13 protein-coding genes are annotated in these 17,150 nt (G+C 67.7%); 11 read left to right on the top strand and 2 right to left on the bottom strand.

Going from position 1 to position 17,150, the window contains the following annotated elements; translation table 11 throughout:
• Positions 1 to 33 precede the first annotated feature (33 nt).
• The gene (locus Pla175_RS16700; protein WP_145287606.1) at positions 34 to 807 is read right to left on the bottom strand and encodes an AMP nucleosidase; all 774 of its coding nucleotides are present in this window, start codon (positions 805 to 807) and stop codon (positions 34 to 36) included.
• Between the two features lie 130 nt (positions 808 to 937).
• Entirely contained in the window at positions 938 to 1,408 is a 471-nt protein-coding gene (locus Pla175_RS16695) for a nucleoside deaminase (protein ID WP_145287603.1), read from the bottom strand.
• A 231-nt stretch (positions 1,409 to 1,639) separates the two neighbouring features.
• Here Pla175_RS16695 and Pla175_RS16690 point away from each other — a divergent pair, with 231 nt between their 5' ends.
• The 11 genes from Pla175_RS16690 to Pla175_RS16640 all read left to right on the top strand — a co-directional run bounded on the left by Pla175_RS16690 (position 1,640) and on the right by Pla175_RS16640 (position 16,171).
• Positions 1,640 to 2,383 (top strand): hypothetical protein, encoded by a 744-nt coding sequence (locus Pla175_RS16690; protein WP_145287600.1) that lies wholly within the window; start codon positions 1,640 to 1,642, stop codon positions 2,381 to 2,383.
• A gap of 199 nt (positions 2,384 to 2,582) precedes the next feature.
• Positions 2,583 to 4,271, top strand: a complete 1,689-nt coding sequence (locus Pla175_RS16685; protein ID WP_145287596.1) for a GspE/PulE family protein — start codon at positions 2,583 to 2,585, stop codon at positions 4,269 to 4,271.
• A gap of 138 nt (positions 4,272 to 4,409) precedes the next feature.
• Positions 4,410 to 5,615: a type II secretion system F family protein gene (locus tag Pla175_RS16680; RefSeq protein WP_145287593.1), complete on the top strand. Its 1,206-nt coding sequence runs from the start codon at positions 4,410 to 4,412 to the stop codon at positions 5,613 to 5,615.
• Between the two features lie 148 nt (positions 5,616 to 5,763).
• Positions 5,764 to 6,201 carry a type II secretion system major pseudopilin GspG gene (gene gspG, locus Pla175_RS16675; protein WP_145287590.1) on the top strand — a complete coding sequence of 146 codons (438 nt, stop codon included), beginning with the start codon at positions 5,764 to 5,766 and terminating at the stop codon, positions 6,199 to 6,201.
• Positions 6,202 to 6,203: 2 nt separating this feature from the next.
• Complete coding sequence (locus Pla175_RS16670) at positions 6,204 to 6,752, top strand: prepilin-type N-terminal cleavage/methylation domain-containing protein (RefSeq protein ID WP_145287587.1); 549 nt, start codon at positions 6,204 to 6,206, stop codon at positions 6,750 to 6,752.
• Positions 6,739 to 7,371, top strand: a complete 633-nt coding sequence (locus tag Pla175_RS26140) for a hypothetical protein (RefSeq protein WP_197526918.1) — start codon at positions 6,739 to 6,741, stop codon at positions 7,369 to 7,371. The genes Pla175_RS16670 and Pla175_RS26140 overlap by 14 nt, the downstream gene beginning before the upstream one ends.
• Positions 7,368 to 8,294, top strand: coding sequence for a PulJ/GspJ family protein (locus tag Pla175_RS16660; RefSeq protein ID WP_145287582.1), 927 nt, complete (start codon positions 7,368 to 7,370; stop codon positions 8,292 to 8,294). Before Pla175_RS26140 ends, Pla175_RS16660 begins: the two co-directional genes overlap by 4 nt.
• Positions 8,291 to 9,937 (top strand): type II secretion system minor pseudopilin, encoded by a 1,647-nt coding sequence (locus tag Pla175_RS16655; protein WP_145287579.1) that lies wholly within the window; start codon positions 8,291 to 8,293, stop codon positions 9,935 to 9,937. Before Pla175_RS16660 ends, Pla175_RS16655 begins: the two co-directional genes overlap by 4 nt.
• Positions 9,938 to 10,072: 135 nt before the next feature.
• Positions 10,073 to 11,530, top strand: a complete 1,458-nt coding sequence (locus Pla175_RS16650; protein ID WP_145287576.1) for a hypothetical protein — start codon at positions 10,073 to 10,075, stop codon at positions 11,528 to 11,530.
• Positions 11,527 to 12,492 carry a hypothetical protein gene (locus Pla175_RS16645; protein ID WP_145287573.1) on the top strand — a complete coding sequence of 322 codons (966 nt, stop codon included), beginning with the start codon at positions 11,527 to 11,529 and terminating at the stop codon, positions 12,490 to 12,492. Before Pla175_RS16650 ends, Pla175_RS16645 begins: the two co-directional genes overlap by 4 nt.
• A gap of 235 nt (positions 12,493 to 12,727) precedes the next feature.
• Positions 12,728 to 16,171, top strand: coding sequence for a secretin N-terminal domain-containing protein (locus Pla175_RS16640; protein WP_145287570.1), 3,444 nt, complete (start codon positions 12,728 to 12,730; stop codon positions 16,169 to 16,171).
• Positions 16,172 to 17,150 lie beyond the last annotated feature (979 nt).

Here is a 17,150-nt window from a genome sequence, read left to right as displayed (position 1 = left end):
CCCCGGCGCGGCTGAGCCGCCGGCCACGTTTGTTCAATACTGGAAGTGCTTGATTTCTTCGCCGTTCTCCTCGATCTCCATCAACGAATCGATCCCGACTTCAAGGTGCACGTCCGACCATTCGCGGCTCACCATGACGTCGCTGGCGGAGGTCTTGATCCCCTCGGGGGTCATCGGCCGGTCGGAAACCAACAGCAGGGCGCCGCGGGCGATCTGGTTGGCGTGGCCGACGATGAAGAAGGTGGCGGTCTCCATGTCGATGGCGATCGCCGTGTGCGCCCGCAGTTGCTCTCGGAAGGCGTCGTCGTGCTCCCAGACCCGCCGGTTGGTGGTGTAGATCACGCCGGTGCGGTAGTCGAGCTGGCGATCGACCAGCTTCTGAGAGACGAACTTGTGCAGCTTGAAGGAAGGGAGCGCCGGCACACGCGGGGGCAGGTAGTCGTCCGAGGTCCCTTCGCCGCGGATGGCGCCGATCGGCAGGATGAAGTGGCCGATCTCCGCGGTGTGCTTGATCCCGCCGCATTTGCCTAGGAATAGCACCGCCCGGGGCGAAACGGCCGTCAACAGGTCCATCACGGTCGCCGCGTTGGGCGAGCCGATGCCGAAGTTGATGATCGTGACCCCGTGGTCGTTGGTGGCCGCCTGCATGGGGCGCGCTTCGCCGTACATCGTGCAGCCAAACCGGTCGGCGAACCGGTGGACGTAGTCGTGGAAGTTGGTCAGCAACACGTGTTGACCAAAACGCTCCAGCGGCATCCCGGTGTAGCGGGGCAACCAATCCTTGGCGATCTGCTGTTTGCTGGGCATTTGTTGAGAAATCCGTAGTCAAAGTCCAGAAACACGCACGAAACCGAGAAGCCTGACGCTCCTATAGGTTACAGCAACTCGCAATTAGAGCATCGATGCTTCCGGGGGATTCCGGGCGTCGGATCCTTGTTTAGTAGACCCGCCTATGCGGCATATTCAGCCACTCGGTGAACAACTCGCGGCAGCCCTCGGTCAGCAGGTCGCCCGTCAGTTTGACGCTGCTCCCCCCCAGCCGCAGCAGCTCGACCGCCGGCAGGTGCAGCTCGTTGAAGCCCGCAACCGCGGCGTCGTCGATCGAGGCGCCGTAGTAGACGTGGTCGACCTGGGCCCAATGCAGCGCCGCCATGCACATCGGGCAGGGTTCGCAGGTGGTGGCCACCACGGCCCCCTTGAGGTGCAACTCTCCCACCTCCAGGCAGGCGGCGCGGAGGGCGTTCACCTCGGCGTGGGCCGTGATGTCGGTGGTCAGGGCGACGGTGTTGTGGTTTGCCGCCACCACGCGGTCCCCGATGGCGATGGCGCAGCCGAACGGGCTCTGCCCCGCGGCGAGCCCCTCGCGGCACTTGTCGATCGCCAACTGCATGAGGGCTTCTGGATTCATCGCGGGGCGGAGGGGATAGGGGAGGGGGGCGGGCTGTGGAACACGGTATTCCCCCCGGAATGCTCCTGCAATAGCGGCTGCCGGCCCGATCCGGGCGGATTCGGGAACCGACCGTAACCTCGGCCGGGCGGCAGGGTTTAATCCCCTAGGCGAAAGCCTCAGCAATGGAAGGTAATCCCCCTCGTCAGCGGCGATTCGAGCCGCTGGTTCACCCCTCTCGGAGACCCGGCCGTGCGTACCGTACTAACCCTGTCCCTAGCGATGTTGTGTGCCGGTTCTGTCTTGGCCCAGCCCGGCGGCGGCCGGTTTGGCGGCGGAGGTCCTGGCGGCGCGGGCGGAGCCGGCGGCTTTGGCGACATGTTCGGCAGCTCAACGCTGCTCCGGGATGAAAAGGTCCAAGATGAGATCGGCCTGTCCGAACAGCAGAAGGACGATCTTCGGACGATGGCCGAAGACATGCGGGACGAGATCGGATCGCGGATGCGAGACATCTTCTCCGGTATGCGCGACATGTCCCCCGAAGAGCGGCAATCGCGGATGGAAGATGTCCGGGGCGAGATGGAGCAGATCCGAGACGACATCGAAGGGCGGGTGAAGAACGTGCTGACCCCCACCCAGTTCGAGCGGATCAAGCAGATCAACCTGCAGCAGCAGGTGAAGAACCAGGGCGCCGAGGGGGTCCTCAGCGGCAGTCTAGCCGACGAGCTGGGGCTGACCGAGGAACAGAAGGAACAGCTCAAGGCCAAGGCCGAGAAGGTGCGGGCCGACCTGCAAAAGAAAATGGCGGACCTCCGCAAGGCGGCCGAGGAAGAGCTGCTCAGCGTGCTGACCCCGGCCCAACGCGAGAAGCTCAAGAAGATGATGGGCCAAGAGTTTGAGGTCGATCCCCGTGCCGCCTTCCAGGGTGGCCGTGGCGGTCAGCAGGGTCGCGGCGGCCGAGGCGGGCCCCCCAGCGACGGCCCGGACGAGCTGTAAGGGCGTACGCCCGAAGCCGCCCGCTAGGGGTGCGACGAGCCATAAGGCGAATTAGAATAGGCACTTAGGCGTCTTGCCGGTCCTTGTTCGCTCGTCGCGCCCTGGCCGGGCGGTCGTTTCGTCCTATTTGCCATAAGAGAGTACTGGGCTGATAATCGGAGTCCGTCCACTGCGGACGGCAACACAGAGGCAGGATGCGATGCAACCAGGCGATATCCTTGTAAAACACGGCGTGCTAACGTCGCAGCAGCTAGAGCAGCTAGGCGCGAGCTCCACGGGCCAGCGGGCCGACCACGCCGCGGTGGCTAGCGGCATGGCCTCCGAAGACCAAGTGCTCGCTGCGCTCGGCAAAGAGTGCGGCGTCGACGTGATCGACCTCAGCAAGGCCGACGTCGACCTCTCGTTGCTGGGGCAGTTCCCCCAGCGGCTGATGCACCGGCACATCTTGTTCCCGGTTTCGCGGCACAACGGGTCGATCACCGTCGCCACCAGCGACCCCTTCGAGCTCTACCCGTTGGACGAGCTCAGCTCGCTGACCGGCCTGCACGTCGAGCCGGTGCTGGCGCTCCGCAGCCAGATCGCCGAACGGATCAAGACGCACCTGGGCGTTGGCAGCGAGACGATCGAGGGCCTGCTAGCACAGCGGCACGACGACGTCCAACTGCTTGAAGAGATCGACGAAGACTCGGAGCTTGCCGGCGACGCCCAAGAGGCGTCCGTCATCCGGCTGGTCAACGAGATCATGCTCGAGGCGGTCGAGAACCGCGCCTCCGACGTGCACATCGAGTCGCAGGCCGCGGGCATCAAGATCCGCTACCGGATCGACGGCATCCTGCAGGCCCAGCCGGTTCCGCCAGAGATCAACCAGTTCCAGGCGGCGATCATCAGCCGTCTGAAGATCATGGCCCGGCTGAACATCGCCGAGAAACGGCTGCCGCAGGACGGACGGATCAAGCTGCGGGTGCACGGCCGCGAGGTAGACGTCCGCGTCTCGGTCATCCCGATGGTGCACGGCGAAGGGATCGTCATGCGTCTGTTGGACAAGGGACGCATGAGCTTCTCGCTGCTGAAGCTCGGCATGGCGCCGGAGCTCTACAGCCGAGTCAGCCAGCTCATCCGCCAGCCGCACGGCATCGTGCTGGTCACTGGACCCACCGGTTCTGGTAAGACGACCACGCTCTACAGCGCGCTTACGGAGATCCGCGACGAGGCCACCAAGATCATCACCACCGAAGACCCGGTGGAGTATCAGCTCGAGGGGATCAACCAGATCCAGGTCCACCCAAAGATCGGGCTGACGTTCGCCGCGTCGTTGCGGTCGATCTTGCGGCACGACCCCGACGTGGTGCTGGTGGGCGAAATCCGCGACTTCGAGACCGCCGAGAACGCCATCCAGGCCTCCCTGACGGGCCACTTGGTCTTCAGCACGCTGCACACCAACGACGCCCCCAGCGCCTACACCCGGCTGATCGACATGGGGGTCGAGCCGTTCCTGGTGGCCAGCACCATCGAGGCGGTGATGGCCCAGCGGCTGGTGCGGCGGCTCTGCCCGAAGTGCAAAGAGGCCTACGAACCAACCACGGAAGAGGTGCCCAGCGACTTCCCTTGGGAAGAGTACAAAGCCGGCGGCCAGCCCATCTTCCGCCACGCCGGCTGCCGCGCGTGCCGCGAGTTGGGCTACGACGGTCGGCAGGGCATCTACGAGCTGTGCACCACCACCGACTCGGTCCGCCAGCTCGCCCACGACCGCGCCAGCAGTTGGGACATCCGCAAGGCTGCCCTTGCCGACGGCATGCGGACGCTGCGCCAAGACGCCTGGGCCAAGGTGCTGGACGGCACCACCAGCGTCGACGAGGTGCTGCGCGTGACCAAGGGAGACCGGATCTAGATCCGCCCGCCGGGATTGGGTCAGCCACAATCCCGGCAGCCGCCAGGGCGCCCGCCCCACGCCGGAACTGCGCCCGCTGGCGCGGCGCCGAGCCGGCCCACTACTAACACCTAACGCCCAAAACCTAACGCCTCTCCCTTGCCCGATTTCGCTTACACAGCCCGCACCCTCGACGGACAGCGCCTCGAAGGGACGCTGCAGGCCGCATCGCAGCGCGAAGCGCTCGCCACGCTCAGCGGCAGAGACCTGTTCCCGCTGTCGGTCGGTACGATCGGCAAGCAGCCCACGGCGGCCGAAGGCTCGCCGCGGGTGCGGTCAAAGTACATCACCCCGGTCTACAGCCAGCTTGCGTCGCTGCTGCGTAGCGGCGTGCCGATGCTGCGCTCGCTGCAAGTGATCCGCGAGCAGGCGTCGAACCCGCAGCTAGCGTTCGTGCTGGAAGACATCAAGAACCGGGTCGAAGACGGCGCCACGCTGTCCGACGCGATGGCCCGCCACCCCAAGGCGTTTGGCGAGCTCGCGGTCAGCGTGGTGCGGGCCGGCAGCGAGGGTGGGTTCCTAGAAGACTCTCTCGAACGCGTCGCGGCCTTCACCGATCAGCAGGAAGAGCTGCGGAGCCGGGTGGTGGGGGCGCTCGCCTACCCGGTGGTGATCGCGGTGATCGGCGCCATCGTGGTGAACGGCCTGATCATCTTCGCGGTGCCGATGGTCGAGGGGCTGTTCGCCCGCCTCAAGGAACGCGGCGAGCTGCCGATGGTCACCGAGTGGCTGCTGCTGCTCAGCGCGTTCCTGCAGAGCTACTGGTGGCTGGCGATCGCCGGCATCGTGGGCGTGGTGTACGGGTTCAGCCGCTGGTCGGCGTCCGAGCGCGGCCGCAACGTGCTGGACCGCGTTAAACTGAAGGTCCCGACGGTCGGGCCCATCTACCTCAACCTGGCGGTGGCGCGGTTTTGCCGGGTGCTGGGGACGCTGCTCAAAGGGGGCGTGCCGATCGTGCGCTCGCTGGAGATCGCCGCGGACAGCACGGGCAACCGCGTGCTAGAACAGACCGTGCGCGACGCCTCGGACCACATCACCTCCGGCGAGCCGCTCGCGGGCCCGCTGGCGGCCAGCGGTCACTTCCCGCGCGACGTCTGCGAGATGATCGCCGTTGCCGAGCAGGCCAACAGCCTCGAGATCGTGTTGAACCAGATCTCCGACAACCTTGAGAAGTCTACCTGGCGAAAGATCGAACTCTTCGTCCGTCTGCTCGAGCCGCTGTTGCTGCTGGTGCTGGCCAGCGCCGTGCTGGTGGTGGTGATCGCGTTGCTGCTGCCCATCATCAAGGCGAGCACGACGCTCTGACCAACACAGTGGCAAGACGTTAGAAGACCGATCGTAGGAAAAGCCGCGGGCAACCGGACGCTACACAATCCCGCAAACCCCACGCGATGCTCGTTGTTCGCTTAAGTAACGATCATCCGAACCATTCCAACCCGAACGAGGTAATCCAATGAAGAACCGTCGCTACAACAACCACGCCTCCGATCGCGGCTTCACGCTCATCGAAGTGCTGCTGGTGCTCGTGATCCTGGTGGTGCTCGGCTCGATCGCCGCTTCGCAGTTCTTGGGCGTCCAAGACAAGGCCAACATCAACGCCGCCAAGGCGCAGGTGTCGCAGTTCGCCACCAGCATCGACATGTACAAGTTCGACACCAAGCAGTACCCGGGGACCCTCGAGGAGCTCATTCAGAAGCCGAGCGACAGCACGATGGCCGAGCGCTGGGCGGGCCCCTACTTGGACAAGAGCAAGGTCCCGGTTGACCCGTGGGACAACGAGTTCAAGTACTCCAAGGAAGGGAAGAAGAACTCCGACAAGTACGATGTGTGGAGCGCCGGGCCCGACGGCCAGGACGGCAGCGACGACGACATCGGCAACTGGGAGAAGTGAGATTGTTGCAGCCCCGTCGCTATCGCCGCCAGACGCCGCACGGCTTCACGCTAGTGGAAGTTTTGTTGGTGCTGGCGCTCATGGTGGTGGTGGCCGCGCTCGCGGCGCCCGCGATGAGCGGCGCCTTCGGGCGCGGTCAGCTCCGCCAGGCCGCCCAGAAGCTCTGCACGGTATGGTCGCAGGCGCGGCTCGACGCCATGTCTACCGGCACGCCGCGCGAGTTCCGCTGCGAGCTGGGGACGGGGACGTTTAGCATCGCCACCGGTAGCGTCGTGGCGGACCCCACGGCCGACCCCGCCGTGGGGAGTAGTCAGGGGGTTGAATCGGCGGTCTTCCAGCGGCTGGTCGTGACCGATCAGAACGGGCAGACCGCGATCGGCGAGGGGGACGGCGACGCCTCGGTACCGCTCGTCTTTCAGCCGGACGGCACGAGCTCCGATGCAGAAGTCGTGCTGGCCGCCCCCGAGGGCGCCAGGCTGATCGTCTCGCTGCGGGGGCTGACCGGCTCGACCGAGATCCGTCTATGGGAGGAAGGTGATGACCGCCGCTAAGCCCATCGAGCGTGCAGCAGCGCGGGCCTTCACGCTGCTTGAAGTGGTGCTGGCGCTCGGCATCCTGGGGGCAGCACTCGCCGTGCTGGGCGAGGTTTCCCGGCTCTCGCTGGTCAACTCTCGCCGCGGCGCGGGGGAGAGCGAGGCGTCGATCGTCGCCGAGAGCGTGCTTGCGCAATTGATCGCCGGGACCCTTCCGCTCGCCAGCAGCGGGCCGAACGACTGGACAGAGCCCGAGGGGGCCGTGGACTGGCGTTACTCGGTCGTGGTCGAGGCGACCGCCCAGCCGGAGCTGCTGCTGGTTCGGGTCGGCGTCGAAGAATCGACTCCAGACGCGACGGCGCCCTTGACGTTCGCAATCTCTCGTTGGGTGCAGAGCCCGGCGTACCTTGAGAGCCTCGCAACCGCGGCGGCCGCGGCCGAGGCCGCAGCCACGGCCGCCGAAGAAGCCGCCAGCAGCAGCTCGACCGCCGGCTCGGCGGGGACCGCCTCCGGGGCGGGCTCTGCCTCTGGGGCAGGCGGCGCGGCCACCGGAGGAGGGGGCGGCGGCGGTGGCGGTGGCGGAGGAGGAGGCGGTGGTGGCGGCGGTGCAGGCGGCGGTGGGGGAGGCGGGCGATGATGCGCTTCACGTCGAAACATCAGGCCGGCGTCGTACGCTCGGGCTTCACGCTGATCGAGGTCGTGCTCGCGGTGGGGTTGTCTGTGATCCTGCTGGGGCTGCTGACGATGGCCATCGACCTGCACCTGATCCGCGTTGACGCCTCGCGCAGCACGGTAGAGCAGGCCACCCTGGTGCGGGGGGTCTTCCGCATTGTTGCAGACGACTTCCGCCAAGCCGCGATCGGCAGCATCCAAGACACCGCCGAGGCCTCCGAGCTGGCCGAAGCCTCGGCCGCGTTCGACGTCGACTCCATCGATCAGGCCGACCCCGCGGCGACCACCGACCCTTTAGAAGCCGAGGCGGTTGTCCGCCCCGGCTTCGGCATGATGGGCGACGCGGTGAGCGTGATGGCCTACCTAGAACGCGAGCGACCGTCGCCGATTACTCCGCAGACCCTCTCGCCGATGGCCCAGCAGGCGCCTCCGCCGATGGCGGGGCTGACCCTGGTGCGGTACGCCCTGGCAGACGGATCGCAGATGGGCGGTGACGGGCAGCCGCTGCGGGGGCTCGTGCGGCAGGAGGTGAACCGCGATGTCTACCTCTACCAGCAGCAGTTGGGGGGGGACGCCTTCGCCTACGGAACGACCTGGAGCGTGGCGCCGGAGGTGGTGGGCATGTCGATCGCGTACACAGACGGCACAACGACCTACACGCAGTGGGGAACCACCGAAGGCCAGGCGCCGCTTCCGGTAGCGATTGAATTGAACCTCGCGGTGCGTACCGACGGACTGCACGCGGCGCAGGCGGGTGACCCGGCCGCCGCGGCAGACATCCGCAACTACCGCATGGTCATCGCCCTGCCGGCGGGCTTTGTGGCCCCCGTAGAGGAAGCAGTAGACCCCGCTGCCACGACAAGCGGCGCCACGGGGAGCGGCGTATGACCCACCTTCGACAACGCCGGCGTTCGGGCAGCATCCTGCTGGTGGTGCTAGTCGTGGTGTCGCTGCTGACCCTGACGGGCATGGCGTTCTTCGACTGGAGCTTCACCCAGCGTCGGGCGTCGGACGCCTACACCCGCGGAACGCAGGCCCGGCTGCTGGCCGAGTCGGGGATCGATTTCGCCCAGGTGCAGGCCGCCAAGACCCTCGATCTACAGCAGCAAGCGGGGGGGCTCTACAACAACCCGGCGATGTTCCAGGGGATGCTGGTGCTCGACAGCGACGCGGCCGAGCTGCGCGGCCGGTTTGCGATCGTGGCGCCGGCCCTCGAGAACGGCTTGTGGAACGGGCTGCGGTTTGGGCTGGAGAACGAGTCGGCCCGGCTCAACCTGAACACGGTGTTGCTGGCCGACAAGCAGATGGAGGGGCAGAGCCGCGTGCTGTTGATGGCGCTGCCGGGGATGACCGAGTCGATCGCCGACGCGATCCTCGACTTCATCGATGAAGACGACGAGCCGCGCGACTTCGGCGCCGAGGCGTCGTACTACTCGGCCCTCACGCCGTCCTACGCCCCCCCCAACGGCCCGCTCGAGTCGGTGGATCAACTGCTGCTGGTGCGCGATGTCACCCCCGAGCTGCTGTACGGCTGGGACCGCAACCGGAACTTCGTGATCGACGGCGCCGAAGGGGCGCTGCCGGCGCCGCTGGGGGTCGACAACTCCGACGGCTCCATGAGCCTGGGCTGGAACGCCTACCTCACGCTGGCCAGCGCAGAAAAGAACCTGCGGGCCGATGGCACGCCGAAGATCGACGTCAACATGGAAGACCTGCAGGTCTTATACGACCAGTTGGAGCCGCTGCTGGGCGCCGAACAAGCCAACTTTATCATCGCCTTCCGCCAGGGGGGGCCCGATACGACCGACCTCGAGGCAGAGGCCGCCGGCGCCGCCGGAGCAGCGGGGGGAGCGGGGACGTCCGACGGCCCTACCGACGTCAGCGACACCGTGGGGGAAGAAGGAGAAGCCGCAACGACCCAGAGCAAGACGGCCGCCGAGGTCCAGATCGACTACGAGCAGCCCGGGTCCGAGACGATCGGCAGCCTGCTCGACTTGGTGGGGGTCAACACGCGGGTCGTGGAGGAGGGATCGACCCAGCGTGTGGTGGTGGTGACGCCGTTCCCCAACGATCCCGCGGCGCTCTCGCAGTCGCTCCCGCTGTTGATGGACAACCTGACCGCCAGCGGCCAGGCGGTGGTGCCGGGCCGTCTGAACGTGAACCAGTGCCCGCGTCAGCTCTTGGAGGGGCTCCCCGGCATGGACCCGTCGCTGGTAGAGCAAATCCTCGGCGCCCGCGACTTTGAAGTGCTCGCCGAAAGGCCGGACCGTAAGTACGAGACCTGGCTGCTCACCGAGGGGATCCTGACGCTCGAACAGATGAAGCTGTTGATGCCGCTGGCCACCGGGGGCGGAGACGTCTACCGGGCGCAGGTCGTTGGCTACTTCGACGCGGGGGGGGCGCAGTGCCGGCTCGAGGCGGTGATCGACCTCTCGGGGCTGATGCCCAACTTGGCCCGCGTCAGGAACCTGACCGCCTTGGGGCAGGGTTTCGATCCGGCGGTGCTGGGGGTGCAGCCAGATGAGCCCTGAGCCGGTCTTTGGCAGGGATCCGCCGCGCGCCGTCGTTGCATAATTCAATAGTTTTGTAGGCCTCGCTGTCGAATCTCGGCGCGCCGCTGCCTACGATAGAGGTTCCCAGGCGTTCCGCTCCACTAGCAGCTTTTTATGCCGAATATCCTTGTTATCGATTGGGGCCGCCGGCACGTGCGGGCCGTTGCCGTAGAGTCGGCGGGGTCCGACGTGCGCATCGTAAAGCTGGCGACCGCGGACCGGAGCGAATCTCCCACGGCGGTGGCGGAGCTGCTGGAGCAAACCGGGCTGGCCAAGGGGTCGTTCTCGAAAGTCTTGGTGAGCGTCAGCGGCGACCTGATGCAGTTCCGCAGGCTGAAGCTCCCGCCCGGCCCCGCAGCAGAACTGGCGCCGATGGTCGAGCTGCAGGCCGAACGCGAGTTCGGGGCTGGCGACGAGGGCGCCGCGTTGGACTTTGTCCCCGTCCGCGGCGACGACACGATCCCGCACGAAGTGCTGGTAGCCCGCCTGCCGACGGTCGAACGGGCCGCCATCGAGAAGGCGTGCGCGGCGGCCGGCTTGAAGCCCACCTCGTACTTGCTGCGTCCGGTGGGTGCGGCGTCGCTCGCCTCGCGCATCAACCCGGCCCTGTCCAGCGGGGCGCACGTGCTGATTCTGCCGGGCGGCGGCGAGGTCGACCTGGTGCTGTGGGAAGACGGCCTGCCGACGCTCGTCCGGCGGGCGCCCGCCAACGCGTCGGGGGCGGTCTCACAGGGTGAGCTGCGGCGCACGGTGTCGACGGCCCGGATCCAACTCGGGGATCGACCGCTCGACGGGTTGATCTTCTGCGGCTGCGACCCGGTTGCGACGCAGTCCGACCCGCCGCTGGAGAGCTCGTTCGTAGACATCGACGGCTGGATCGAGGGCCGTTCGTCGGAGGCGATCGACGACACGGGCCAGTACGCCGGAGCGGTGGGGGTGGCGGTCGCCGAGCTAGCGGGCGAGCCCCACGCGGTCGACCTCCTCAACCCGCGCAGCAGCGAGGAGGAGGCGCCGAGCCAGCGCCCCAAGATCTTGGCGGCCGCCGCCGCGGTGGCGTTGTTGCTCGGCGGCGCCTGGCTCGCCTACGCCCGGCTGACCCAGCACGACGCCGAGACGGCGAACGTCCGCAGCGAACTGGCCGCGGAGGAGAAGGTGATCGAAAAGTTCTCTCCCATGCGGGTCCGCGCCGACGCGATCGACGAGTGGCTGGCGACCGACGTGGCGTGGCTCAACGAGCTGGAACGCCTCGGGCGCAAGCTGAGGCCCCAGGTCCTCGAGTCCAAGGAGTTCTTGGCCGAGACCGACGTGCTGGTGACGGGGCTGACCGCCACGGCCCGCGGCGGGGCCAAGGAAACCGGCGGGCAGATCGAGCTCAAGGGCGCCGCACGCGACGCCGACGCGTTGGACGATCTGGAACGCGAGCTGCGAGACGCCGACCACCAGGTGCAACCCGGCGCGGTCGCAACGGCGGACACGCCCGGCCTGTACCGCACCACGTTCCAGGCGACGCTGACCGCGCCGCCGGCTTCTACGGTTGTTCCTGGGGCGGCCAACGAAGGGGGGCAACCGTGAACCAACGCGAAAAAATTCTGGCCGGGGGCGTCGTGCTGCTGATCGTGGCGTGGGGCGGCTCGAGGCTGTGGAATCGGTACCAGGGGGCCGTCGACGCCCGCGCCGAAGCGCTCGTCGAGGTCAAGGGGCGGCTCGACCTCGCCCGGCTAGAGGCGCACAAAGCGCAGGCGGCCCTGGGCGAGCTCGACGAGTTCCAGTCGCGTTCGCTGCCCAGCGAACGCAACGTGGCGCGCAGCGAGTACCGCGCCTGGCTGATCGAGCAGCTAGTCGCCGCCGGACTGACGTACGACGACGTCAAGAGCACCCCAGGGGGTCGCACGCGGGGCGACGCGTACGAGGCGCTCACGTTCACCGCGGACGCGGTGGGCGACCTGTCGGCCGTCACCAGGTTCCTCTACGCGTTCTACCACAGCAACCAGCTCCACAAGGTGACGCTGTTGAAGCTCACCCCGATGGAGGGGGGCGCCAAGGTGCGGCTCGGATTGACCGTCGAGGCGCTGATCGTCCCGGGGACGCCACGGGCCACCGGCCTGGCTGCCGGGGAGTCGGATCGGCTCACGCTGGCCTCGGAAGACGCGTACATCTCTAGCGTGGTGGGCAGGAATATCTTCCAAGAGTACGTGCCCCCCCCGCCCCCCAGGCCCGTACGCCCGCCGGTGGTGCGCCGCGACCCGCCCCCGCGTCCTGCGCCGCCGAAGTTCGACGACGCGAAGTACGCCTACGTGACGGGCATCGTTGGCTCTGGCGACTCCTACCAGGCCTGGGTGACGGTCCGCACCACGGGCGAGGTGCTACGGCTCAGGGCCGGCGATCCGCTCAAGGTGGGGGAGCTGAGCGCCATGGTAGAGCGGGTCACTTCCAACTCGCTGGTGCTATCGACCGAGGACGGCACCTACACCATCGAACTGCGAAAAGACAAGTCGCTCCGCGACGCTGTCACTGCTAGCGACGAGACGCTGTAGTCCGTCTTCCCCCCCCGCAGCGGGCGGGCGCCGCTGGGGCGTCCCTCTGGTGGCCGCTGCGCGCTCCATCAGCGCATCCTGGGGCCGCCCGAACCGGCCGCCTGCTTGCCGGCGGCGAAGATTTGTTGGCGGTGTGGGCTGACTTTGCCGATGACAAGGGATGAACCGGTTACTCCGGTGGTAGCGGCGTGCCGTGCGCGCCGTTCCGATCGCTGACTCAACGGGAAAGGCGTCTATGACCGGCAACCAACTACGGGTCGTTCTCGCGGCCTTAATGACGTTTGCCCCTGCCGCGGCTTCACGCGGACAGGCCCCAGAGGGATCGTCCTCGCTGGTGCTGCAGGCCCATACGGCGCCGGCGGAGCGGAGCGAGGCCGTCCGCGTCTGGGCAGAGAAACTCGACCGCTCCGGCGGGCGGCGGGCGGCGTGGGACGACCGCACCGGTCAACTCATCCTGCTGGCCGAACCCGCGGTGCATGACCAGGTCCGCGGGATGCTCGCCGCGGGCGGAAAGGCCCCGGCCTCGGCGCCGGCCGCCGCGGCGCAGTCGGTTCAACTCACCACGCTCACGCCTCAGGAGGCCCACTCTCGGCTGGAAGGCCTGACGGGTCGGCCGCTGCCCACCACGTGGGACGGCTCGGGCCTGTGGCTGTCGTTCCCGGTTCGGCTGGGAGACGTGGGTGGCGTAACGGTTCAGATCAATCGGCAAACGGGCGAGGCCCGCGTCGACGGGCCCGCCGAGGAAGCCGCCGCCTGGGGCCGCGTGCTGCAGGCGATGGACGCCAAGACGCAGAGCCCCAAGGAGGCGACGGGCGTCGTCTCTACCCGCAATGCGCCGCAGCAGCGGGTCCGCCAGGCGTTGCAGGCGGTCCAGGCCGGCTCCGTCGCCGCGCCGGGGCAGGTGAGGCCGGTGACCATGCTCATGCAGGCCCCCGAAGGCGAGGGGGGCCAGTCGCCCCCGCGGGCCGCGGGCGAGACTCCCGAAGAAGCGGCCTCGCTGCTCGGGCCGGTGCAGATCGAGTTCGTCGAAGGGCTCGACATCATCATCGTCCGCGGCGCCCAGCAGGACGTCGAGCGGGTGATGTCGATCATCGGACAGATCGAGAACATCAGCGCCGTGACGGTGCCGGCGATCGAGGTCTACCCGCTGGAGAACGTCGATTCCCGCTCCATGGCTACTTTGCTGGATCAGGTTTACCAGCAGGTGCTGGGGCCGCGGACCGGATCGGTGAGCATCACGCCGTTGGGCAAACCGAACGCGCTGCTGCTGATCGGCCGGACGGAGAACGTGCAGACCGCCATCGAGCTGGCCAAGAAGCTCGACCAGCCGGTGAAGCCAGAAACGCGGTTCCGCGTGTTCCCGCTCCAGCACGCCTCGGCCAGCGACGCCTCGCAATTGGTGCGCGACTTCCTGGACCTGGACGACGAGGGCAACCCGATCGACGACCGCGGCGAGCGGGGCGCCCTGGCGCCGCGGGCGCTGGTGGTGCCCGACTTCCGCACCAACAGCCTGATTGTCAGCGCCTCCCCGAGCGACCTGCTCGAGGTCGGCAAGCTGCTGGGCGAGATCGACACGACCCAGTCGGGCGCCGTGGACGAGGTGCGTATCTTCCAGCTCCGCAACACCCTTGCGGAGGACCTCAAGGGGGTGCTCGACGCCGCGATCCTGCCCCCGACCGGCGACGCGGCCGGTGAAGCGGGCGCGCGTTCGGCGTCGTTGCGGTTGGTGACCATTGATGACCAGCGTCGGCTCGACTCCGGCATCCTTACCGGCGTGAAGATCTCTGCCGACGCGCGGGCCAACGCGCTGGTGGTCACGGCGCCAACGGCCAGCATGGAGCTGATCGCGGCCCTGATCGCCCAGCTCGACAAGACGCCCGACGCCACCGCAGAGCTGAAGGTGTTCACCATCATCAACGGCGACGCGGTCGCCCTGGAAGAAATGCTCCGCGACCTGTTCGGCACCGACGAAGCCGCGGACATCGCGGGGGTCGGCGCCAGCTCGAACGCCATCGTCCGCTTGCAGTTCTCCGTGGATGAGCGCACCAACAGCATCATCGCGGCCGGCGGCGCCGAAGACCTGGCGGTGGTCGAGGCGATCCTGCTCCGGCTGGACGACGGCGACAACCGCGGACGCGAGACGCGCGTCTACCGCCTGAAGAACTCGCCGGCCGACGAGGTGGCGCTGTCGCTCAACGAGCTGTTGGACGCGGAACGCGAAGCGGAGCAGGCGGCCCAGTTGGCGATCAGCCCCTTCGCGCAGATCGACCGCGAGGTGCTGATTGTCTCGGAGCTGAACACCAACAGCCTGATCGTCAGCGCCACCGATCCGGAGCACGTGAAGGTGGCCAAGCTGATCGACGACCTCGACGAGCGCCCGCCGATGGTGCTGGTGCAGGTGCTGATCGCCGAGGTGCGGTTGAACGACACCGACGAGTTCGGCGTTGAGCTCGGCCTGCAGGACTCGCTGCTGTTCGACCGCTCGCTGCTGTCGGACATCCAGACCATCAACACCACCACCAACACCACGACCCCCGGCGGGGCAGTGACCACCGTCGAACAGCAGACGGTGCTCTCCGCCAATCAGCAACCGGGCTTCGCGTTCAACAACCAGCCGCTGGGCAACTCCGCCAGCACGCGGGCGCTCTCTACCGCGGCCAGCGTCGCGGCGCAGGGGCTTTCCAGCTTCGGCGTGAACCGGGTGAACAGCGAGCTGGGCTTCGGCGGGTTCGTGTTCGCCGCGTCGAGCAACAGCATCAGCATGCTGCTGCGGGCCCTGCAAGAGAACCGCCGGCTCGAGGTGCTCAGCCGGCCGCAGATCATGTGCCTCGACAACCAGGTGGGCTTCGTGCAGGTGGGCCAGTCGGTGCCCACCATCACGGGCGTTCAGCAGAACCAGTTCGGCGGGCAGACCAACACGGTGCAGTACCGCGACGTCGGCATCATCCTGCAGGTGCAGCCGCGCATCAGCGTCGACGGCCAGGTGACGATGACCGTGCAGGCCCAGAAGAGCGCCGTGGGATCGGAGATCGAGGGGCTGCCGATCTCGGTCTCCCCGACGGGCGAGGTGCTGCGTTCGCCGCGGATCGACATCACGCAGGCCAGCACCACCGTCAGCGCCCTGTCGGGCCAGACGGTGCTGTTGAGCGGGCTCTTGACCAAGAGCACCAGCGACATCCACCGCCGGGTGCCGTTGATCTCCGACATTCCTTTGCTGGGCGACCTGTTCCGCTACGACAGCGTGTCGCAGCAACGTACGGAGCTGCTGATTGTGCTCACGCCCCGTATCGTCCGCGACGAGCAGGACAACGAGCAGGTCAAGCAGGTCGAGTCGGCCCGCATGAGCTGGGTGCTGTGCGACGTGATCAACATGCACGGCCCGTCGGGCCTGCGGAGCCGTTGCGACGAGTGGGGCGCGGCCGAGGCGCCGAGCGTCTACCCGACGTACATCCCGGGCGAAGCGGAGTGCCAGCCGGTCTACGAAGGGATGCCGATCGAGGGCGTGCCGACCGACGGGATGCCGGTCGAGGGCATGCCGATGGAGATGCCGATCCAGCAGCCCGACGGCGCCATGATGCCGATGGGAGACGACAAGTCGCGCGACGCCGCCTCGGACCAGGTGACGCCGGCGAGCTACGCCTCGCCGGGCGGGCCGGTGCGTCTGCCGGCGGCTGGGTAGAGACGGATTGCAAATTGCAAATTGAAGAGTGACGGACGCAGGGGTTCGATTTGCAATTCACGGTTTTCAATTTGCAATATTAAACCAGAGCAAGATTTCGCAATCTAACCGCAGAAGCCGACCCATGAAACGCATCGCTTCAAGACTTGCATTTGCCGCCGCGCTGCTCACGATGGCCGGCCCGTCGCTGGCCGAAGAGGGCGAAGGCTGGAGGCCGGGCGCGCTGGTCCGCAAGATCGACATCCCCAGCGGCGTCCCCTGGAAGCAGAAGAAGCCCCCGAAGGCGGGCGTGCCGATCCGCATCGCGGACACCTGGACCACCACGGTGCTCCAGCAGCAGGGGTCCGATGCACAACGCGGCTTCGGCGGACGCGTCTACTTCTACGACGGCCGCGAGAGCAAGCCGATCCGCGTAGATGGGCAGCTCGTGGTCTACGCGTTCGACGAGGCGGGCCGCAAGCCGGCCGACAACCAGCCGACGCGGCGCTACGTGTTCCCCCCCGATCAGTTCAAGCTGCACGAGAGCGATTCCGACCTGGGCCCCTCGTACAGCTTCTGGCTGCCGTGGGACGGCGTCGACGGCGTTCAGTCCGAGATCAGCCTCATCGCGCGGTTCGAGCCGATGAAGGGGGGCACGCTGATCGTCGGCGATCAAACACGCCACCGGCTGCCGGGCCGGATGCCGCCGCCGCCCGAGCTCGACCCGCTCTCGCCCTCGGTCATGCAGGCCGGCTTCAACCAGCCGCAAGCGGCCGCGGCAGAGACGGTTCGCACCATGCGGACCACGTCGATCAACCTGCCGGCGAGCTACGGCCAGTCTGGCGGGCGTTTCCCCGCTGCGAAGCGTGCCGACACGCCGGCGGATCGTTCGGCCAAACCGGCGCCGGCGCCCGCCCCGAGGCAGGGCGCCTCGAGCACGCCGCAGCCGGCGCGGACCTCCGTGGGGAAGCTCGCCACGCTCACGCCCGCGGTGCCGACG

This window comes from Pirellulimonas nuda (genome assembly GCF_007750855.1).
Lineage (GTDB): Bacteria > Planctomycetota > Planctomycetia > Pirellulales > Lacipirellulaceae > Pirellulimonas > Pirellulimonas nuda.
The sequence above is the reverse complement of the archived record's forward strand: the minus strand, read 5'-3'. Positions and strand labels throughout refer to the sequence as shown.

Excerpts from the sequence above, each read along its gene's own strand:
- Pla175_RS26140 (WP_197526918.1), top strand. The coding sequence starts at position 6,739 with ATGACCGCCGCTAAGCCCATCGAGCGTGCAGCAGCGCGGGCCTTCACG.
- Pla175_RS16655 (WP_145287579.1), top strand. The coding sequence starts at position 8,291 with ATGACCCACCTTCGACAACGCCGGCGTTCGGGCAGCATCCTGCTGGTG.
- gspG (WP_145287590.1), top strand. The coding sequence starts at position 5,764 with ATGAAGAACCGTCGCTACAACAACCACGCCTCCGATCGCGGCTTCACG.
- Pla175_RS16695 (WP_145287603.1), bottom strand. The coding sequence starts at position 1,408 with ATGAATCCAGAAGCCCTCATGCAGTTGGCGATCGACAAGTGCCGCGAG.
- Pla175_RS16650 (WP_145287576.1), top strand. The coding sequence starts at position 10,073 with ATGCCGAATATCCTTGTTATCGATTGGGGCCGCCGGCACGTGCGGGCC.
- Pla175_RS16640 (WP_145287570.1), top strand. The coding sequence starts at position 12,728 with ATGACCGGCAACCAACTACGGGTCGTTCTCGCGGCCTTAATGACGTTT.
- Pla175_RS16660 (WP_145287582.1), top strand. The coding sequence starts at position 7,368 with ATGATGCGCTTCACGTCGAAACATCAGGCCGGCGTCGTACGCTCGGGC.
- Pla175_RS16685 (WP_145287596.1), top strand. The coding sequence starts at position 2,583 with ATGCAACCAGGCGATATCCTTGTAAAACACGGCGTGCTAACGTCGCAG.
- Pla175_RS16700 (WP_145287606.1), bottom strand. The coding sequence starts at position 807 with ATGCCCAGCAAACAGCAGATCGCCAAGGATTGGTTGCCCCGCTACACC.